A 16,342-nucleotide genomic window follows, 5' to 3' on the forward strand; every position below is an offset into this window, starting at 1 on the left:
CGCAGCCGCCGGTGGTCAGGCGGCGGTCAAGGCGAACGGCGTGGCCTTGCTGGTCACGTCGCCGTTGCGGGCGACGACGGCGTACGACCCGGCCTGTGCGACCTTGCCTGCCGTCGAACAGGTCGGGCCGGTGAGCCGACCGTCCCAGGTGACCGTCGTGGAGTACGACTGGCCCGGCTGCAGGGTGACCACGTCCGTCCCGCTGGTGCTGCCGCAGTCGTCACTGGACCACACCTTGACCCCGCCGGACGACACGACGATCTCGTTGGCCTTCTGCCCGACGTCCCGCTTGCACGCGGTTGCACTGGAGTTCGTCACCCGCAGTGTGAGTTTCGGTGTCGAGCCGACCTTGTACGAGGCTGCGTCCGTGGTGGCCGTCACGGCGATGTCCGCCGGCGCGCAGTTGCCCGGTTCTGCCGGCGACTGACTCGGGCTGGTCGGCACCGAGGCGGACGGACTCGCTGACGGCTTGGCCGTCGAGGACGGGCTCGGCGAGGTCACCGCCGACGCCGACGGCGAGCCCGACGGTGCCGGCGTGGCAGCCGGCGAACCGCCGGCGGGCTTGAAGAACAGCCACCAGATCAGCAACACGAGGAGCAGGAGCACGATCACCAACAGGGCCCGGCGGCGCCAGTAGACCCCCGGCGGCTCCGGGCCGACCGGGTTGAGGACCGAGCTCATGGCAGGTCACGCTACTGCCATGACCGGTGCGGACCGCCGTAGCGCGGCCGGGCCGGATATCGCCGCCGAACCGGCGCTGGTCGACGCGGTGTGCGCGTGGTATCTCGAACACCGCCGGGACCTGCCGTGGCGGGCCGCGGGAACCACGGCCTGGGGGGTGCTGGTCAGCGAGGTGATGCTGCAGCAGACCCCGGCCGAGCGCGTACGACCGGCGTGGACCCGCTGGCTACAGCGCTGGCCGGACCCGCCGTCGCTGGCAGCAGCGTCGCGGGCGGACGTCATCCGTGCCTGGGAGCGGCTGGGTTACCCACGGCGCGCACTGCGACTGCGCGAGGCCGCGATCGCTATCACCACGCAGTACGGCGGCCAGGTGCCGGCCTCGGAACCGGAGTTGCGCTCGCTGCCGGGCGTCGGGGAGTACACGGCGGCGGCCGTCGCCGCCTTCGCCCACGGCCGGCGCGCTGTCGTGCTGGACACCAACGTTCGTCGGGTGCTGGCCCGAGTCATCGGTGGGCGGGCATTGCCGGGGCCGTCGTTGACCGTCGCCGAACGTGCGCGTGCTGCTGCCGTCCTCCCGCAGGATCCGGCCCGTGCCGCGCTGTGGTCGGTCGGCGCCATGGAGCTGGGCGCTGTGGTGTGCTCGGCACGGGCGCCGGCGTGCCAGCGATGCCCGGTGAGCGCGTGGTGTGCGTGGGCGGCGCTCGGCCGGCCGGCGTACGCCGGGCCCACGCGGGTCGCGCCGGGCTTCGCCGGCACCGACCGGGAAGTGCGCGGTCGGCTGCTCGCGGTGCTGCGGGACCGGCCGGGTCCGGCCGGCACCGACGAGCTGGCATCGGTCTGGCCTGATCCCGAGCAGCGGGCGCGGGCGCTGGCCGGTCTGGTCGCCGACGGACTCGTCACCATGTCGGACGCTGGCCACGTCAGCCTGCCGGCGTGAGGCCCAGCGGTCGGCAGGGCTAGCGGGTGACTGACGGATCGGCCGGTTCCTGCGGCAGCGGCGCTCGGTCCGCCTGCCGCACCACCGTGCGGCCGCCCACCGGACCGTCGAGGATCACGTCGACCCAGGTGCGGTCGCCGGCGATGCCCAGACCCGCGCAGACCTCACGCCGCGTCGGCGCGGACCGGGTCGCCTGGACGCTGATGCGGTCCCCGGCTTCCAGCGCCGTCACGCTCACACTGTCTCCGGAGCACAGCCCCGTCTCGGGGATCGCCACCGCCACCTGCACGTGCCCAGCGTCAGCCGTCGGCCGCCAGGCCACCGGTTCCAGCGCTGTCTCGGTGACCCCGAGCCGCCGCAGCGGACCGACCCCGCCGAGCACTCCGGCGAGCACCGTCACCGCGATCCCGAGGCCGAGCACGAGCACGAGCCAGCCCACCCACGCCCGCCGGCGGCGGCGCGGCGCGTCGAATTCGCGCAGGCCGGGGATGAGGGGTCCGTGTCGCACGGGCCCACGCTACGGCTCCCGGCAACGCACGACGGGCGCCTCCCGCGGAAGGCGCCCGTCGATAGGCGTTCGTGATTGTCCTGGCCGAGCAGCTCAGTCCTGACCGGCCGTCGCCACCGGCGGGGCGTCGGGCAGCTCCGCCTTCGGCTCCCCGGCGAAGGTGAAGGCCCGGGACAGACCTTCGCCTTCCACGTCGACCACGACGATGGAACCCGGCCGCAACTCGCCGAAGAGGATCTTCTCGGACAGCTGGTCCTCGATCTCGCGCTGGATGGTCCGCCGCAGTGGCCGGGCACCCAGCACCGGGTCGTACCCGCGTTCGGCCAGCAACTCCTTGGCCGCCACGGTGAGTTCGATCCCCATGTCGCGGTCCTTGAGCCGCTCGTCGAGCTTGTCCAGCATGAGGTCGACGATCTGGACGATCTCGGCCTCGCTGAGCTGGTGGAACACGATGATGTCGTCGATCCGGTTGAGGAACTCCGGCCGGAAGTGCTGCTTGAGTTCCTCGTTGACCTTCGTCTTCATCCGCTCGTAGCCGGTCTTGCTCTCGTCACCGGCCGCGAAGCCGAGGTTCACGCCCTTGGCGATGTCGCGGGTGCCCAGGTTCGTGGTCATGATGATCACGGTGTTCTTGAAGTCCACGACCCGGCCCTGCGAGTCGGTGAGCCGACCCTCCTCCAGGATCTGCAGCAGGGAGTTGAAGATATCCGGGTGAGCCTTCTCGATCTCGTCGAACAGCACCACCGAGAACGGCTTACGACGCACCTTCTCGGTGAGTTGGCCGCCCTCCTCGTAGCCGACGTAGCCGGGCGGGCTACCGAACAGCCGTGACACCGTGTGCTTCTCGGAGAACTCGCTCATGTCGAGCGAGATCAGCGCGTCCTCGTCGCCGAACAAGAAGTTCGCCAGCGTCTTGGACAGCTCGGTCTTCCCGACCCCGGACGGGCCGGCGAAGATGAACGAGCCGCCGGGCCGCTTGGGGTCCTTCAGCCCGGCACGGGTACGCCGGATGGCCTGCGACAGCGCGTGGATGGCCTGCTCCTGACCGATGACGCGCTTGTGCAGCTCCTCCTCCATCCGCAGCAGCCGTTGCGATTCCTCCTCGGTCAGCTTGAAGACCGGGATACCGGTTGCGGTCGCGAGCACCTCGGCGATGAGTTCCTCATCGACCTCGGCCACGACGTCCATGTCGCCGGCCTTCCACTCCCGCTCCCGCTGCGCCTTCTCGGCCAGCAGCTGCTTCTCCTTGTCGCGCAGCGACGCTGCCTTCTCGAAGTCCTGTGCGTCGATAGCCGACTCCTTCTCCCGACGCACATCGGCGATACGTTCGTCGAACTCGCGCAGGTCCGGCGGCGCAGTCATCCGGCGGATGCGCAGCCGCGAGCCGGCCTCGTCGATGAGGTCGATCGCCTTGTCGGGCAGGAAGCGGTCGGAGATGTAGCGGTCGGCCAAGGTCGCCGCCGACACCAGCGCGCCGTCGGTGATCGAGACACGGTGGTGCGCCTCGTACCGATCGCGAAGACCCTTGAGGATGTCGATGGTGTGCGCCAGCGTCGGCTCGTTGACCTGGATCGGCTGGAACCGGCGTTCGAGGGCCGCGTCCTTCTCGATGTACTTGCGGTACTCGTCGAGGGTGGTGGCACCGATCGTCTGCAGCTCGCCGCGAGCCAGCATCGGCTTGAGGATGCTGGCGGCGTCGATAGCGCCCTCCGCCGCCCCGGCCCCCACCAGGGTGTGCATCTCGTCGATGAACAGGATGATGTCGCCGCGGGTGCGAATCTCCTTGAGCACCTTCTTCAAGCGCTCCTCGAAGTCGCCGCGGTAGCGGCTGCCGGCGACCAGCGCGCCGAGGTCGAGGGTGTACAGCTGCTTGTCCTTGAGGGTCTCGGGCACCTCGCCCTTGACGATCATCTGAGCCAGTCCCTCGACCACGGCGGTCTTGCCGACGCCGGGCTCACCGATCAGGCACGGGTTGTTCTTGGTGCGCCGCGACAGCACCTGCATGACCCGCTCGATCTCCTTCTCACGACCGATGACGGGATCGAGCTTGCCCTCGCGAGCAGCCTGGGTCAGGTTGCGGCCGAACTGGTCGAGCACCAGCGACGTCGACGGCGTGCCCTCGGCCGGGCCACCGGCAGCCGCCGGCTCCTTGCCCTGGTAGCCGGACAGCAACTGGATGACCTGCTGGCGCACGCGGTTCAGGTCGGCGCCGAGCTTCACCAGCACCTGCGCAGCGACGCCTTCGCCCTCGCGGATCAGGCCGAGCAGGATGTGCTCGGTACCGATGTAGTTGTGACCCAGCTGCAACGCCTCGCGCAGCGACAGCTCCAGGACCTTCTTGGCGCGCGGCGTGAACGGGATGTGGCCGCTGGGGGCCTGCTGACCCTGGCCGATGATCTCCTCGACCTGCTGCCGGACTGCCTCCAGCGAGATCCCGAGGCTCTCCAGGGCCTTCGCGGCGACTCCCTCACCCTCGTGGATGAGGCCGAGCAGGATGTGCTCGGTGCCGATGTAGTTGTGGTTGAGCATCCGGGCCTCTTCTTGGGCCAGGACGACGACGCGCCGCGCGCGATCGGTGAACCTCTCGAACATCTCGCACCCTCCTGCCACGGCGGCCGTCCGGGACCTGCCCGCACCGGGTCTCCCCCGACGCGTCCTTGGCACTCTAGCCCCGGATGTGTTAACCCCTCATGTCGTCATCCGCCAGGTAGCGAACGGGATCAGGGGTCTCGAGCCACCCTCGATGCCTGCCTCAACGAGACGCTGCGGGGTTCGCTTCCACCCCGATGTACGCCCAGAGTGAACTCACCGCCCGCTGCCTGGCAGCGATCAGGCGGGCGCGGCGGGCCGTAGCCCTCAGCGGTGTTCGGCCTCGTACTTCGCGACCACGTCGGCCGGGATCCGGCCCCGTTCGCTGACGGCCAGGCCCTGGCTCTTCGCCCAGGCCCGGACCGCGACGTTGTCCGGCGCTGCCTTGCTCGCCCGCGCGGGCCGGGCGGCCGACCTGGACCGCGAACCACTGGCCCTGCGAGCGTGCCCGATCCAGATCGCGAAGTCGTCGCGCAGCTTCGCGGCGTTCGCCGCGGACAGGTCGATCTCGTAGCCGACCCCGTCCAGGGTGAAGCTGACCGTCTCGTCGGCTGCCGACTCGTCGATGTCGTCGGTGAGCACGATCTGGACCTTGCGCGCCACGGCGACCTCCGCAGGTGCGGCGCCCGCCCCGGTGGGCGAGCAGCGAGGGACATTCCGGCTCGACCTGTCACGCGCCGGGCACCGGCTCCGCAACTGGGCCGGGCCGGCCCGCGACAATATCAAGGCGAGGTGATCAATCCCCGACCCCGCCGAGCCACCGCGGCCGTACCCTGACCGCACCCACGGACGCCGACGCGGACGGAGACGACGTGAGTACGACCGGTGCCGGCTGGACGGCCGCGGCGTCCGGCGCCGGGGCTGCTGCCGGAACTGCTGTCGGCAATGACATCGCGCCGCCGGGAGCCTCCCCGGCAGCGCCCGAACTCGGCCTGCCCGACGACGATCGGACCGCTGCGGCGTTGCGGGCGGACATCCGCCGGCTCGCCTCGCTGCTGGGCCGGACCCTGGTCCGGCAGGTCGACCAGGGGCTGCTCGACCAGGTGGAGCTGGTCCGCCGGCTCGCCCGCGCCGACCCGGCCGGCGCGGCCCGGGAGCTGGCCGACGCCGACCTGCCTCGCGCGATCGAGCTGGCCCGGGCGTTCTCGACGTACTTCCACCTGGCCAACATCGCCGAACAGGTCCACCGTGGCCGGGCCTGGGACCGGCAGCGCGCCGATCAGGGCGGCCGGCTCGCCCGGGTCGCCCGGCAGGTGGCGCTGGCCGGCGTCCCCACCGACGACGTACGGCGATTGGCCGACGGCCTCGCGGTGCGGCCGGTCTTCACCGCTCACCCGACCGAGGCAGCGCGTCGGTCGGTGCTGCTGAAGCTACGCCGGCTGGCCGACCTGCTCGACGCGCCGGCGGGACCTCGTACCGACCACCGGCTAGCCGAAGCCGTCGAGATGCTGTGGCAGACCGACGAACTCCGGATCGGTCAGCCGGAGGTCCTCGACGAGGCCCGCAACGCGCTGTACTACCTCGACGACCTGGTGCGCGGCCCGCTTCCGGACGTGCTGGAGGACCTCGCCGAGGCGCTGGGGACGCTCGGTGTCGTGCTGCCGCCGGACGCCACCCCGCTCACGTTCGGCTCCTGGATCGGCGGCGACCGCGACGGCAACCCCAACGTGACCCCGGCGGTGACCGGCAGCGTGCTGCGCTTCCAGCGCGAGCACGCGATCGCCGACCTGCGGCCGCTGATCCGGTCGCTCATCGAGGACCTGTCGGCGTCCGCCCGGATCGCGGGTGTCTCCGACGAACTGCGAGACAGCCTCGAACGGGACCTGCGCAACCTCTGGGACCTGGAGGACCGCTACCGCCGGCTGAACGCCGAGGAGCCGCTGCGGCTGAAGCTCACCTGCGTGCACCGGCGGTTGTCCATCACCGCCGAGCGCCTCGCCGACGGCCGGCCGCACGAGCCCGGCCGGGACTACCTCACCACCGAGGAACTGCTGGCCGACCTGCTGCTGGTACGCCGATCCCTGCTGGACAACCGCGCCACCCTCACTGCCCGGGGCACGGTGGACCGGGCCATCCGCACCGTCGCGGCCGCCGGACTGCAACTGGCCACCCTCGACGTACGGGAGCACGCCGAGAAGCACCACCACGCGCTGGGCCAGCTGGTCGACCGGCTCGGCGAGCACGCGATGCGGTACGCCGACATGCCGCGGCCGTACCGGACCCGGCTGCTGAGTGCCGAACTGGCCAACCGGCGTCCGCTGGCCCCGACTCCGCCCCCGCTGGACGACGACGCGGCCACGACATACGCCACGTTCGACGCGATTCGCGAGGCCCTCGACGCCCACGGCCCGCGAACGATCGAGTCGTACATCGTGTCGATGACGATGGCGGCCGACGACCTGCTGGCCGTCGCCGTGCTCGCCAAGGAGGCCGGCCTGGTGGATCTGCCGGCCGGGGTCGCCCGCATCGGGTTCGTCCCGCTGCTGGAGACCGTCGCCGAACTGCGCGCCGCGGACGCGATCCTCGACGGCGCGCTGGCGGACCCGTCGTACCGCCAGATCGTGGCACTGCGCGGCGACGTGCAGGAGGTGATGCTCGGATACTCCGACTCCTGCAAGGACGCCGGGATCACCACTTCGCAGTGGGAGATCCACCTGGCGCAGCGCCGGCTTCGTGACGTCGCGGCCCGGCACGGCGTCCGGTTGCGCCTCTTCCACGGCCGTGGCGGGACGGTCGGCCGGGGCGGTGGTCCGACGTACGACGCGATCCTCGCCCAGCCGTGGGGGGTGCTGGACGGCGAGATCAAGGTGACCGAACAGGGCGAGGTGATCTCCGACAAGTACCTCGTGCCGGGCCTGGCCCGCGACAACCTCGAACAGACCATGGCCGCGGTGCTGGAAGCGACTCTGCTGCACCGCTCGACGCGGACCGCCGAGCCGGACCTGCAGTCCTGGGACGCGGTGATGGGCCTGGCCTCGACCGCGGCACAGACGGCGTACCGGGCGTTGGTGGACGACCCGGAACTGCCGCGCTACTTCACGCTGGCCACGCCGGTCGAGGAGTTCGGCGGGATGCACCTGGGTTCGCGGCCCTCCCGCCGGCCGGACACCGCCGCCGGCATCGGCGGCCTGCGCGCGATCCCCTGGGTATTCGGCTGGACGCAGTCCCGGCAGATCGTCCCGGGCTGGTTCGGCGTCGGCACCGGGCTGGCAGCAGCCCGCGAGGCCGGGCACGGCGCGCTGCTCAGCCAGATGCACGAGAAGTGGCACTTCTTCCGCAACTTCGTGTCCAACGTCGAGATGACGCTGGCCAAGACCGATCTGGTCGTGTCCGCGCAGTACGTCGAACAACTGGTGCCGGCGGACCTGTGGCCCATCTTCGAGACGATCCGCGCCGAACACGCCCGCACTGTCGCCGAGGTCCTGGCACTGACCGGGGAATCCGAACTGCTGGAGTCCAATCCCACGCTGCAGCAGACCCTGGCCATCCGGGACACCTACCTGTTGCCGCTGCAGTTGCTGCAGGTCACCTTGCTGCGCCGGGTCCGCCAGCAGCGGGCCACCGGCGCCGCACCGGAACCCGAACTGCAGCGGGCGCTCTCGGTCACCATCAACGGCATCGCCACCGGGCTGCGCAACACCGGCTGATCGGCGCCCTGTTTCGACGGACGGCCTGTTCGACCGGCATACGGCCCGGCGGCCTGTTTTTCGACGGACGACCTTCGCCTGGCATACGCCCGGCGACCGGCGCCCAGCCTCGACTGGCATACGCGTGGCGACCGGCGTACGGCAGGCGACCGGAAACTCAGCGACCGAGGTAGCCGCGGATGCCCCGCAGCAGCCCGTCGGCGACCCGGGCGCGGCCAGCCTTGGACGTGGCGATCGCCGCGTCGCGGGAGTTGCGCATGTTGAGGGTCTCCACGATGACCGTCGGCACGTCGCTCATGTTGAGCGTGCCCTGGTCCTTCCGTACCTGGATCGGGGTCGACAGGTACGTCGCCGGGCGGAACTGGGCGGCGATCATGCCGGCGACCACGGCAGTGGCCAGCCGCCGTGACGGCTTGGCGATGTCGTCGGTGTAGCCGACGTACGGCCGAGGCGCGATGACGTGGAAGCCCCGGCCCGAGGCCGGGCCGCCGTCGGCGTGGATCGAGATCTTCAGGTCGGCACCTTCGGCCGTGCCGAACCGGCCTCGCTCCCGCACGCAGGGCCCGTATGCCGGGGTCCGCGCGCCACGGTCGACGACCACCGTGGCACCCAGCGCCGTCAGCCGCGCGCGCAGGACCCGCTGCACGGCCCACGTGTAGTTCGCCTCGCGGTAGCCACTGTTGGTGGCGGTGCCGGTGGTGTTGCAGGTCTTCCAGAGACCCACCCAGTACCGCTTGTTGATCTGGCGAGGATGACTGAAGTTGCCCGGATTGTGGCCGGGGTCGATGGCCACGGTGATCCCGGCCAACGGCAGCGCCGGGTCGACTGACGGCACGACTGCCGGCGCGGCAACCTGCTGGGTAGTCGGTTGGGACGCGAGCGACGGGCCCGACGGGCCGGCAGCTCCGGCGGGCGTCGCCGGTGCGAGGCCCGCGGGAAACAGGGTCAGGGCGCCGAGCGTCGCGCCGGCGAGCGCCAGCCCGCGGCGCGGGACGAGTCGGAGAACCATCGGCGCAGCATGCCATCGGTGGCCGGTGGGCGCCGCTGCAGCAGAGCCGCCGGACGCAGCATGGCCGAGGAAGACCGACCGGACGCCGTAGCGCCACAGTGGCAACGCCACCGCTACGGCACGGGCCGCCCGCCTGACGGCCTGACGGGCTTCAGAGGATCAGCAGCATCCGGTGGTTGCCCAAAGTGTTCGGTTTGACGCGTTCCAGGTCGAGGAACTCCGCGACACCTTCGTCGTACGAGTGCAGCAACTGTTCGAAGACGGCCTCGTCGACCGGCGTTCCCTCGATCTCGACGAAGCCGTGGCGGCCGAAGAAGTCCGTCTCGAAGGTGAGACAGAACAACCGCGCGACACCGACCTCGCGCGCCCGCGCGATCAGCCGGACCAGTAGCGCCGACCCCACCCCACCACCGCGCAGCGTCGGGTCGACCGCGACGGTACGGATCTCCGCCAGGTCCTCCCACATGACGTGCAGCGCACCGCAGCCGACCACGCGACCGGCCTGCTCGGCCACCAGGAACTCGGGCACGGACTCGAACAGCGTGACGGTCGCCTTCGACAGCAGCCGGCGGTCACCGGCGTAGACGTCGATCAGCTCGCGGATCCGTGCCACGTCCGCGGTGCGGGCGGGCCGCACCGTCACCGTGCCACTCACCGGCCACCGGGCTTCACCAGCGGGAACAGCACTGTTTCGCGGATCCCGAGACCGGTGATCGCCATCAACAACCGGTCGATGCCCATCCCCACGCCGCCACTGGGCGGCATGCCGTACTCCAGCGCCCGGAGGAACTCGTCGTCCAGGGCCATCGCCTCAGCGTCCCCCCCGGCGGCGAGCGCAGCCTGCGCCACCAGGCGCTCGCGCTGCACCACCGGATCGACCAGTTCGCTGTATCCGGTCGCCAGTTCGAACCCGTCGACGTACAGGTCCCACTTCTCCACGACGCCGGCCAGCGACCGGTGCTCCCTCACCAGCGGGGACGTATCGAGCGGGAAATCCCGGACGAACGTCGGACCGGTGAAACCCGGAGCCACCAGTTTCTCGAACAGCTCCTCCACGTGCTTGCCGGCCAGCCACTCGCCGGCGGCGTCGACTCCGGTTGCCGCACAGAGCTTCCGAAGGGTCGCCAGGTCGGTCTGCGGTGAGATCTCCTGCCCGACGGCCGCCGACACCGCCGGATACATCGAGACGGTGGCCCACTCACCGGACAGGTCGTGCACCGTCCCGTCGTGGTGGACCACCCGGGTCGAGCCGGTCGCGGCGACTGCGGCGGCCTGCACCAGCTCCCGGGTGGTCACCGCCATCGCGTCGTAGTCGGCGTACGCGGCGTAGAACTCGAGCATCGCGAACTCGGGGCTGTGCGTCGAGTCCGCGCCCTCGTTGCGGAAGTTCCGGTTGATCTCGAACACCCGCTCGATGCCGCCCACCACACACCGCTTCAGGAACAGTTCCGGGGCGATACGCAGGTAGAGGTCCAGGTCGAAGGCGTTGGAGTGGGTGACGAACGGCCGCGCGGCAGCGCCACCGTGAACGGTCTGCAGCATGGGGGTCTCGACTTCGAGGTATCCCCGGCCGGTCAGGCCGTCGCGCAACGCGGCCACCACCGCCGGACGCAGCCGCGCCATGGCACGGGCCTCCGGACGCATGATGAGGTCGACGTAGCGCTGCCGGACCCGGGTCTCCTCGTTCAATGGCTTGTGCGCCACCGGAAGCGGCCGCAGTGCCTTGGCGGCCATGGCCCACCGGTCGGCCAGCACCGACAGTTCCCCGCTGCGGGACGTGACGACCTCGCCGGCCACGAACACCAGGTCGCCGATGTCGATCTGGGCCTTCCAGTCCGCCAGCCGCTGCTCGCCGACCCCGGCCAGCGACACCATCGCCTGCAGCTGTTCGCCGTCACCGGAACGCAAGGTGGCGAAGCAGAGCTTGCCGCCGTTGCGTACGAAGATGATCCGGCCCGCCACCCCGACCCGCTCGCCGGTGGAGACGTCCGGGCCCAGGTCCGGGTGGGCGGTCCGGACGGCGCCGATCGTCGTGGTCACCGGGACCGACACCGGGTACGGCGAGGTGCCCTCGGCCAGCAGCCGGGCCCGCTTGTCCATCCGGACCCGGACCTGCTCGGGCTGGTCCTCGTCGACCTCGTCCGGCTCTGCTGGCGGCGTCGCTGCGGTCGGGTCGTCGGTCACGACGGGCAAGGCTACCGAGCGCCCGCCGGTCACCCGTCGGCGTTCTTCTCGTACACCAGCCGCAGACCGACCAGGGTGAGGTCCGGCGCGTGGTCGGTGATGGTCGCGGACTCGGGGACCACGATCGGCGCGAGGCCGCCGGTGGCGATCACGGCCTTCACACCGCCGAGTTCCTCGGCGATGCGGGACACCACCCCGTCGACCTGACCGGTGAAGCCGTACAGCAGGCCGGACTGCAGTGCCTCCACCGTCGTCTTGCCGATGACCGACCGCGGCCGGGTCACCTCGACCTTGAGCAGCCGGGCCGCCCGCGACGCCAGCGCATCCACGGAGATCTCGATCCCGGGTGCCAGTGCGCCGCCGAGGAACTCCCCCTTGGCCGACACGACGTCGAAGTTCGTCGAGGTCCCGAAGTCCACGACGATCGCCGGTCCGCCGTACAGGGTGTAGGCGGCCAGGCTGTTGACGATCCGGTCGGCGCCCACCTCCTTGGGGTTGTCGTACAGCAGCGGGACGCCGGTACGCACGCCCGGCTCGACCACCACGGCGGGCTTGCCCGCGAACTCCTGCTGCAGGACGCGGCGAACCTCGTGCAGCACAGCGGGAACGGTCGAGCACACGCAGACGCCGTCGACCTCGGCTGTGCTGAGCAGGCCGCGCCACAGGAATGCCAGCTCGTCGGCGGTGGCCCGCGCGTCGGTCTTGACCCGCCAGGAGCGGACGAGTTCGGTCCCGTCGAACAGCCCGAGAACGGTGTTGGTGTTGCCGACGTCGATGGCGAGCAGGCTCATACGTGCGGGTCCTCTGGCTGGTGGGCGGTACCGGCCGGCACGGTGACCGGCCGCAGGTCGGCTCCGATGTCGAGCACCGGCGCGGAGTGGGTCAAGGCTCCCACCGCGACATAGTCCACCCCGGTCGACCCGACCAGCGCCGCGTCGGCCAGCGTCAGGCCGCCGGAGGCCTCCAGCGTCGCCCGGCCGGCGTTGCGGGCCACGGCTGCCCGCAGTTGCGCGAGGTCGAAGTTGTCCAGCAGGACAAGGTCGGCACCGGCGGCGAGGACCTCGTCGAGCTGGCTGAGCGAGTCCACTTCGACTTCGACGGCGAGGCCCGGGAACCGTTGCCGGACAGCGTCGAACGCCGCCGCCACGCCGCCTGCGGAGACCACGTGGTTGTCCTTCACCAGCGCCGCGTCGGACAACGACATGCGGTGGTTCACCCCGCCGCCGCAGCGCACGGCGTACTTCTCGAGGGCCCGCAGTCCCGGCATCGTCTTGCGGGTGTCGCGGACCCGGGCGGCGGTGCCGGCCAGCGCGTCGGCCCAGGCGCGGGTGGCCGTCGCCACGCCGGACAGGTGGCCCAGCAGGTTCAGGGCGCTGCGTTCGGCGGTCAGCAGCGCCCGGGTCGGCCCGGTCGCGGTCAGCACGACGGTGCCCGCGTCGACCCGGCTGCCGTCGGCGACGGGCAACTGAACGGCGATGTCGCCGGCGCCGGCGAGCTCGAAGACCACCGCGGCCACCGGGGCTCCGGCCAGCACCCCGGCCCGTCGTACGACGAGATCAAGGGTGCTGCGCTGCGCCGCGGGGACCGTGGCCACCGACGTGACGTCGACACCGCCGTCGAGATCCTCCGCGAGCGTCGCCGCGGCGAGCCGGCCCACCTGGTCGGCGTCCAGGCCCGCGGCTGCCAGCATCGCCCGCAGCGGACCGGAGACCGGCCGCGGGCCAGCGAGGGGCAGTGGGCCACCGGCAGGCAGCCGGTCAGCGGCAGGCAGCGGGCCGGGGCCGGGCGGGACCGCGGCCGTCACCGGGCCGCCAGCGCGAGCGCGTCGTCGTACGGCATGACCGGTTCCCGCCGGGTCACCAGGACGCCGTCGGGATCCAGCGAGCCCACCAGCCGGACCCGCCAGTGCTCGTCGTCGAGGGCCGGGAAGTCCTCCCGCCAATGCGACCCGCGCGTCTCCTCGCGGGCCGTGGCGTGGTGGGTCAACACGGTGGCGAGGCTGTGCAGGTTCGTGCTCTCCCAGCTGGCGGTCGACGGCAGCGGGTGATGGGCGTACGACAACGCCTGCAGCGCTGCCGCGGTCGTCTCGAGCCGATCGGCGCTGCGCAGCACTCCCGCGCCGGCGGTCATCGCCTGCTGCACGGTACGGCGCGACGACGCCGCCAGCAGTCCCGCCGACCCGGTCGCAGTGACCGGGTCGCGGCGTTCCGGCAGGCCTGCGGCCAGCACCGCGCCGATGCGCTCGGCGAACACCAGGCCTTCCAGCAATGAGTTGGACGCCAGTCGGTTCGCGCCGTGGACGCCGGTGCAGGCCACCTCACCGGCGGCAAACAGGCCGGTGACCGAGGACCGCCCGTCCAGGTCGGTCCGTACGCCGCCGCTGGCGTAGTGCTGCGCCGGGCCCACCGGGATCAGGTCGGTCACCGGATCGATCCCGTGGGACCGGCACGACTCGAGGATCGTCGGGAACCGGTGCGTCCACACCTGCGCCCCGAGGCCGCGGCCGTCGAGCCACACGTGCTGGGCGCCGGTCTGCAGCATGCGGCGCATGATCGCCTGAGCGACGACGTCGCGCGGGGCGAGTTCGGCCAGCGGGTGCAACCCGACCATGAACCGCACGCCCGCGTCGTCGACGAGGACCGCGCCCTCGCCGCGGACCGCCTCGGAGACCAGCGGCTGCTGGCCGCGGGCCTGCGGTCCGAGCCACATCACCGTCGGGTGGAACTGGACGAACTCCAGGTCGGCGACCTCCGCGCCGGCACGCAACGCCATGGCCACGCCGTCCCCGGTCGCGACCGCGGGGTTGGTCGACGCGGCGAACACCTGGCCCAGTCCGCCGGTCGCCAGCACCACCGCCGGGGCGAGCACGGCACCGACCCCGTCGCGTTGACCGGCGCCCATCACGTGCAACGTGACGCCCTGGACCGCCCCGCGGTCGTCGCGCAGCAGGTCCAGCGCGAGCGCGTCGGCGACCAGTTCGATACCTGCCCGGCCGGACACCGCCGCGACCAGGGCACGGGAGATCTCCGCGCCGGTCGCGTCGCCGCCGGCGTGGGCGATGCGGTCACGCAGGTGACCGCCCTCGCGGGTCAGGGCCAGCTGCCCCGCGGCGTCGGTGTCGAACGCGGCGCCCAGGGCGATGAGTCGCCGTACCGCGTCAGGGCCTTGGGTGACCAGGGCACGTACCGCGGCGACGTCGCACAGGCCCGCACCGGCGACGAGGGTGTCCAGCAGGTGGTCGTGCGGGGAGTCGTCGTCGGCCAGCGCGGCGGCTATGCCGCCTTGCGCCCACCGGGTGGAGCCCTCGTCGACCTGGGCCTTGGTCACCAGGAGGACGCGGTATCCGGCGCGCCGGGCGTGCAGCGCGACACTCAGCCCGGCGACGCCCGACCCGACCACCACGACGTCGGCGTCGGCGGTCCACCCCGGGTCCGCCGAGACCAGCCGGGCCGGCAGCCGCAGCGTCACCGCAGCTCCTCGCCAGGGTCGGCGCCCAGCGCCACCACGCGGTTGGCCTTGTCCACGTGCACGATCCGGGGCTGGTACGTCGCGAGCTCGGCCTCGGTGAACTGGCCGTAGGCGATCACGATGATGGTGTCGCCGGGGTGGACCAGCCGGGCAGCCGCGCCGTTGATGCAGATGGTTCCGGACCCGGCCGGCCCCTCGATGACGTACGTCACCAGCCGGGCGCCGTTGTCGACGTCGACGACGTGCACCTGCTCGCCGACGACGAGGCCGGCCGCGACCATGAGATCGAGGTCCAGGGTGAGCGAGCCGACGTAGTGCAGGTCTGCCTCGGTGACGGTCGCGCGATGGATCTTCGACGAGAGCAGGGTGCGCAGCATCAGGTCTCCTGGACGAGTCGGTCGGTACGGCCCGAGCCGGTCCGGCCCGGCCGACCGGGTCGAGGTGGGCCGAGATCGACGGAGGCATTGTCGAGCAGCCGGGTCGCACCGACGCGGGCGGCCACCACAAGCCGGCCCTCGCCCACCGCCGGCGCCGGGCCCAGATCGACCCCGCGCACCTGGACGTAGTCCACGACGATGCCTCCCGCGGCCTGCAGCACCGCAGTGGCCGCGGCTTCCACCCCCTGCGCTCCGTCGCCCGCTGCGGCCGCGGCAACCCCGGCGGCGATCGCCCGCGGGATCGCGGCCGCCAGGGCGCGCTGCTGCGGGTCGAGGTAGCGGTTGCGGCTGGACAGTGCGAGCCCGTCGGGGTCGCGCACGGTCGGTACGCCGACGACGGTGACCGGGAAGTCCAGCGCCGCCACCATGCGCCTGATCAACACCAACTGCTGATAGTCCTTCTCGCCGAAGAATGCCAGCTCCGGCGCGGTGAGGTGCAGCAGCTTCGCGACCACGGTCAGCACGCCGGAGAAGTGGCCCGGGCGGACCGCGCCTTCCAACTCGCCGCCGAGCTGCCCGGGATCGACGGTGACCGTCGGCTGGCCCTGCGGGTACATCTCGCTGGCCGCCGGTGCGAAGACGACGTCGACACCGGCTGCGGCACAACGGGTCACGTCCGCCTCGAACGTCCGCGGGTACCGGTCCAGGTCCTCGCTCGGGCCGAACTGCAGCGGATTCACGAAGATGGTGGCGACCACCGCACCGGCCGGTCCGACGCGATCCCGTGCCGCCCGCAACAGGAGTTCGTGGCCCTCGTGCAGGGCGCCCATCGTCATGACCACGGCCCGTGGGGCGCGACCGGCTGCCGGGGTTGCCAGCGCCGCGGCCAGGTCCGCCCGGGTCCGCGCCACGACCGGCCGGACCGGCGTCGTCGATGTCGTC

13 protein-coding genes are annotated in these 16,342 nt (G+C 71.9%); 2 read left to right on the forward strand and 11 right to left on the reverse strand.

The features are described 5' to 3' along the window. Positions 1 to 15: 15 nt before the first annotated feature. Positions 16 to 681 (reverse strand): hypothetical protein, encoded by a 666-nt coding sequence (locus EPO13_04085; protein TAK70155.1) that lies wholly within the window; start codon positions 679 to 681, stop codon positions 16 to 18. Positions 682 to 700: 19 nt separating this feature from the next. Here EPO13_04085 and EPO13_04090 point away from each other — a divergent pair, with 19 nt between their 5' ends. After that, the gene (locus EPO13_04090; protein TAK70156.1) at positions 701 to 1,618 is read left to right on the forward strand and encodes an A/G-specific adenine glycosylase; all 918 of its coding nucleotides are present in this window, start codon (positions 701 to 703) and stop codon (positions 1,616 to 1,618) included. A gap of 19 nt (positions 1,619 to 1,637) precedes the next feature. On the opposite strand, the gene EPO13_04095 is transcribed toward EPO13_04090, so the two are convergent. The 3 genes from EPO13_04095 to EPO13_04105 all read right to left on the reverse strand — a co-directional run bounded on the left by EPO13_04095 (position 1,638) and on the right by EPO13_04105 (position 5,318). After that, the gene (locus EPO13_04095) at positions 1,638 to 2,126 is read right to left on the reverse strand and encodes a hypothetical protein (protein ID TAK70157.1); all 489 of its coding nucleotides are present in this window, start codon (positions 2,124 to 2,126) and stop codon (positions 1,638 to 1,640) included. 93 nt (positions 2,127 to 2,219) lie between these two features. Next, a complete protein-coding gene (locus EPO13_04100; GenBank protein TAK70158.1) occupies positions 2,220 to 4,718 on the reverse strand; it encodes an ATP-dependent Clp protease ATP-binding subunit in 2,499 nt (832 codons plus the stop codon). A gap of 264 nt (positions 4,719 to 4,982) precedes the next feature. Further along, complete coding sequence (locus EPO13_04105) at positions 4,983 to 5,318, reverse strand: Lsr2 family protein (GenBank protein ID TAK70159.1); 336 nt, start codon at positions 5,316 to 5,318, stop codon at positions 4,983 to 4,985. Positions 5,319 to 5,647: 329 nt separating this feature from the next. Here EPO13_04105 and EPO13_04110 point away from each other — a divergent pair, with 329 nt between their 5' ends. Then, entirely contained in the window at positions 5,648 to 8,362 is a 2,715-nt protein-coding gene (locus EPO13_04110) for a phosphoenolpyruvate carboxylase (GenBank protein ID TAK70452.1), read from the forward strand. A 157-nt stretch (positions 8,363 to 8,519) separates the two neighbouring features. On the opposite strand, the gene EPO13_04115 is transcribed toward EPO13_04110, so the two are convergent. From EPO13_04115 to EPO13_04145, 7 genes are all read right to left on the reverse strand, one after another. After that, positions 8,520 to 9,371 carry an N-acetylmuramoyl-L-alanine amidase gene (locus EPO13_04115; GenBank protein ID TAK70160.1) on the reverse strand — a complete coding sequence of 284 codons (852 nt, stop codon included), beginning with the start codon at positions 9,369 to 9,371 and terminating at the stop codon, positions 8,520 to 8,522. Between the two features lie 151 nt (positions 9,372 to 9,522). Then, complete coding sequence (locus tag EPO13_04120) at positions 9,523 to 10,026, reverse strand: amino-acid N-acetyltransferase (protein ID TAK70161.1); 504 nt, start codon at positions 10,024 to 10,026, stop codon at positions 9,523 to 9,525. Further along, positions 10,023 to 11,555 (reverse strand): lysine--tRNA ligase, encoded by a 1,533-nt coding sequence (lysS, locus tag EPO13_04125; protein TAK70162.1) that lies wholly within the window; start codon positions 11,553 to 11,555, stop codon positions 10,023 to 10,025. Before lysS ends, EPO13_04120 begins: the two co-directional genes overlap by 4 nt. Before the next feature lie 29 nt (positions 11,556 to 11,584). Further along, positions 11,585 to 12,346: a type III pantothenate kinase gene (locus EPO13_04130; GenBank protein ID TAK70163.1), complete on the reverse strand. Its 762-nt coding sequence runs from the start codon at positions 12,344 to 12,346 to the stop codon at positions 11,585 to 11,587. After that, positions 12,343 to 13,245, reverse strand: coding sequence for a carboxylating nicotinate-nucleotide diphosphorylase (locus EPO13_04135; GenBank protein ID TAK70164.1), 903 nt, complete (start codon positions 13,243 to 13,245; stop codon positions 12,343 to 12,345). The genes EPO13_04130 and EPO13_04135 overlap by 4 nt, the downstream gene beginning before the upstream one ends. A gap of 110 nt (positions 13,246 to 13,355) precedes the next feature. Next, on the reverse strand, positions 13,356 to 15,488 hold the full coding sequence (locus EPO13_04140) for an L-aspartate oxidase (protein TAK70165.1): 2,133 nt from the start codon (positions 15,486 to 15,488) through the stop codon (positions 13,356 to 13,358). Then, positions 15,400 to 16,311: a pantoate--beta-alanine ligase gene (locus tag EPO13_04145; protein TAK70453.1), complete on the reverse strand. Its 912-nt coding sequence runs from the start codon at positions 16,309 to 16,311 to the stop codon at positions 15,400 to 15,402. The genes EPO13_04140 and EPO13_04145 overlap by 89 nt, the downstream gene beginning before the upstream one ends. Positions 16,312 to 16,342 lie beyond the last annotated feature (31 nt).

Source organism: Actinomycetota bacterium, assembly GCA_004297305.1.
In the GTDB taxonomy this organism is placed as follows: Bacteria; Actinomycetota; Actinomycetes; order S36-B12; family FW305-bin1; genus FW305-bin1.

Excerpts from the sequence above, each read along its gene's own strand:
- EPO13_04115 (TAK70160.1), bottom strand. The coding sequence starts at position 9,371 with ATGGTTCTCCGACTCGTCCCGCGCCGCGGGCTGGCGCTCGCCGGCGCG.
- EPO13_04135 (TAK70164.1), bottom strand. The coding sequence starts at position 13,245 with ATGCTGGCAGCCGCGGGCCTGGACGCCGACCAGGTGGGCCGGCTCGCC.
- EPO13_04100 (TAK70158.1), bottom strand. The coding sequence starts at position 4,718 with ATGTTCGAGAGGTTCACCGATCGCGCGCGGCGCGTCGTCGTCCTGGCC.
- EPO13_04130 (TAK70163.1), bottom strand. The coding sequence starts at position 12,346 with ATGAGCCTGCTCGCCATCGACGTCGGCAACACCAACACCGTTCTCGGG.
- EPO13_04140 (TAK70165.1), bottom strand. The coding sequence starts at position 15,488 with ATGCCTCCGTCGATCTCGGCCCACCTCGACCCGGTCGGCCGGGCCGGA.
- EPO13_04085 (TAK70155.1), bottom strand. The coding sequence starts at position 681 with ATGAGCTCGGTCCTCAACCCGGTCGGCCCGGAGCCGCCGGGGGTCTAC.
- EPO13_04090 (TAK70156.1), top strand. The coding sequence starts at position 701 with ATGACCGGTGCGGACCGCCGTAGCGCGGCCGGGCCGGATATCGCCGCC.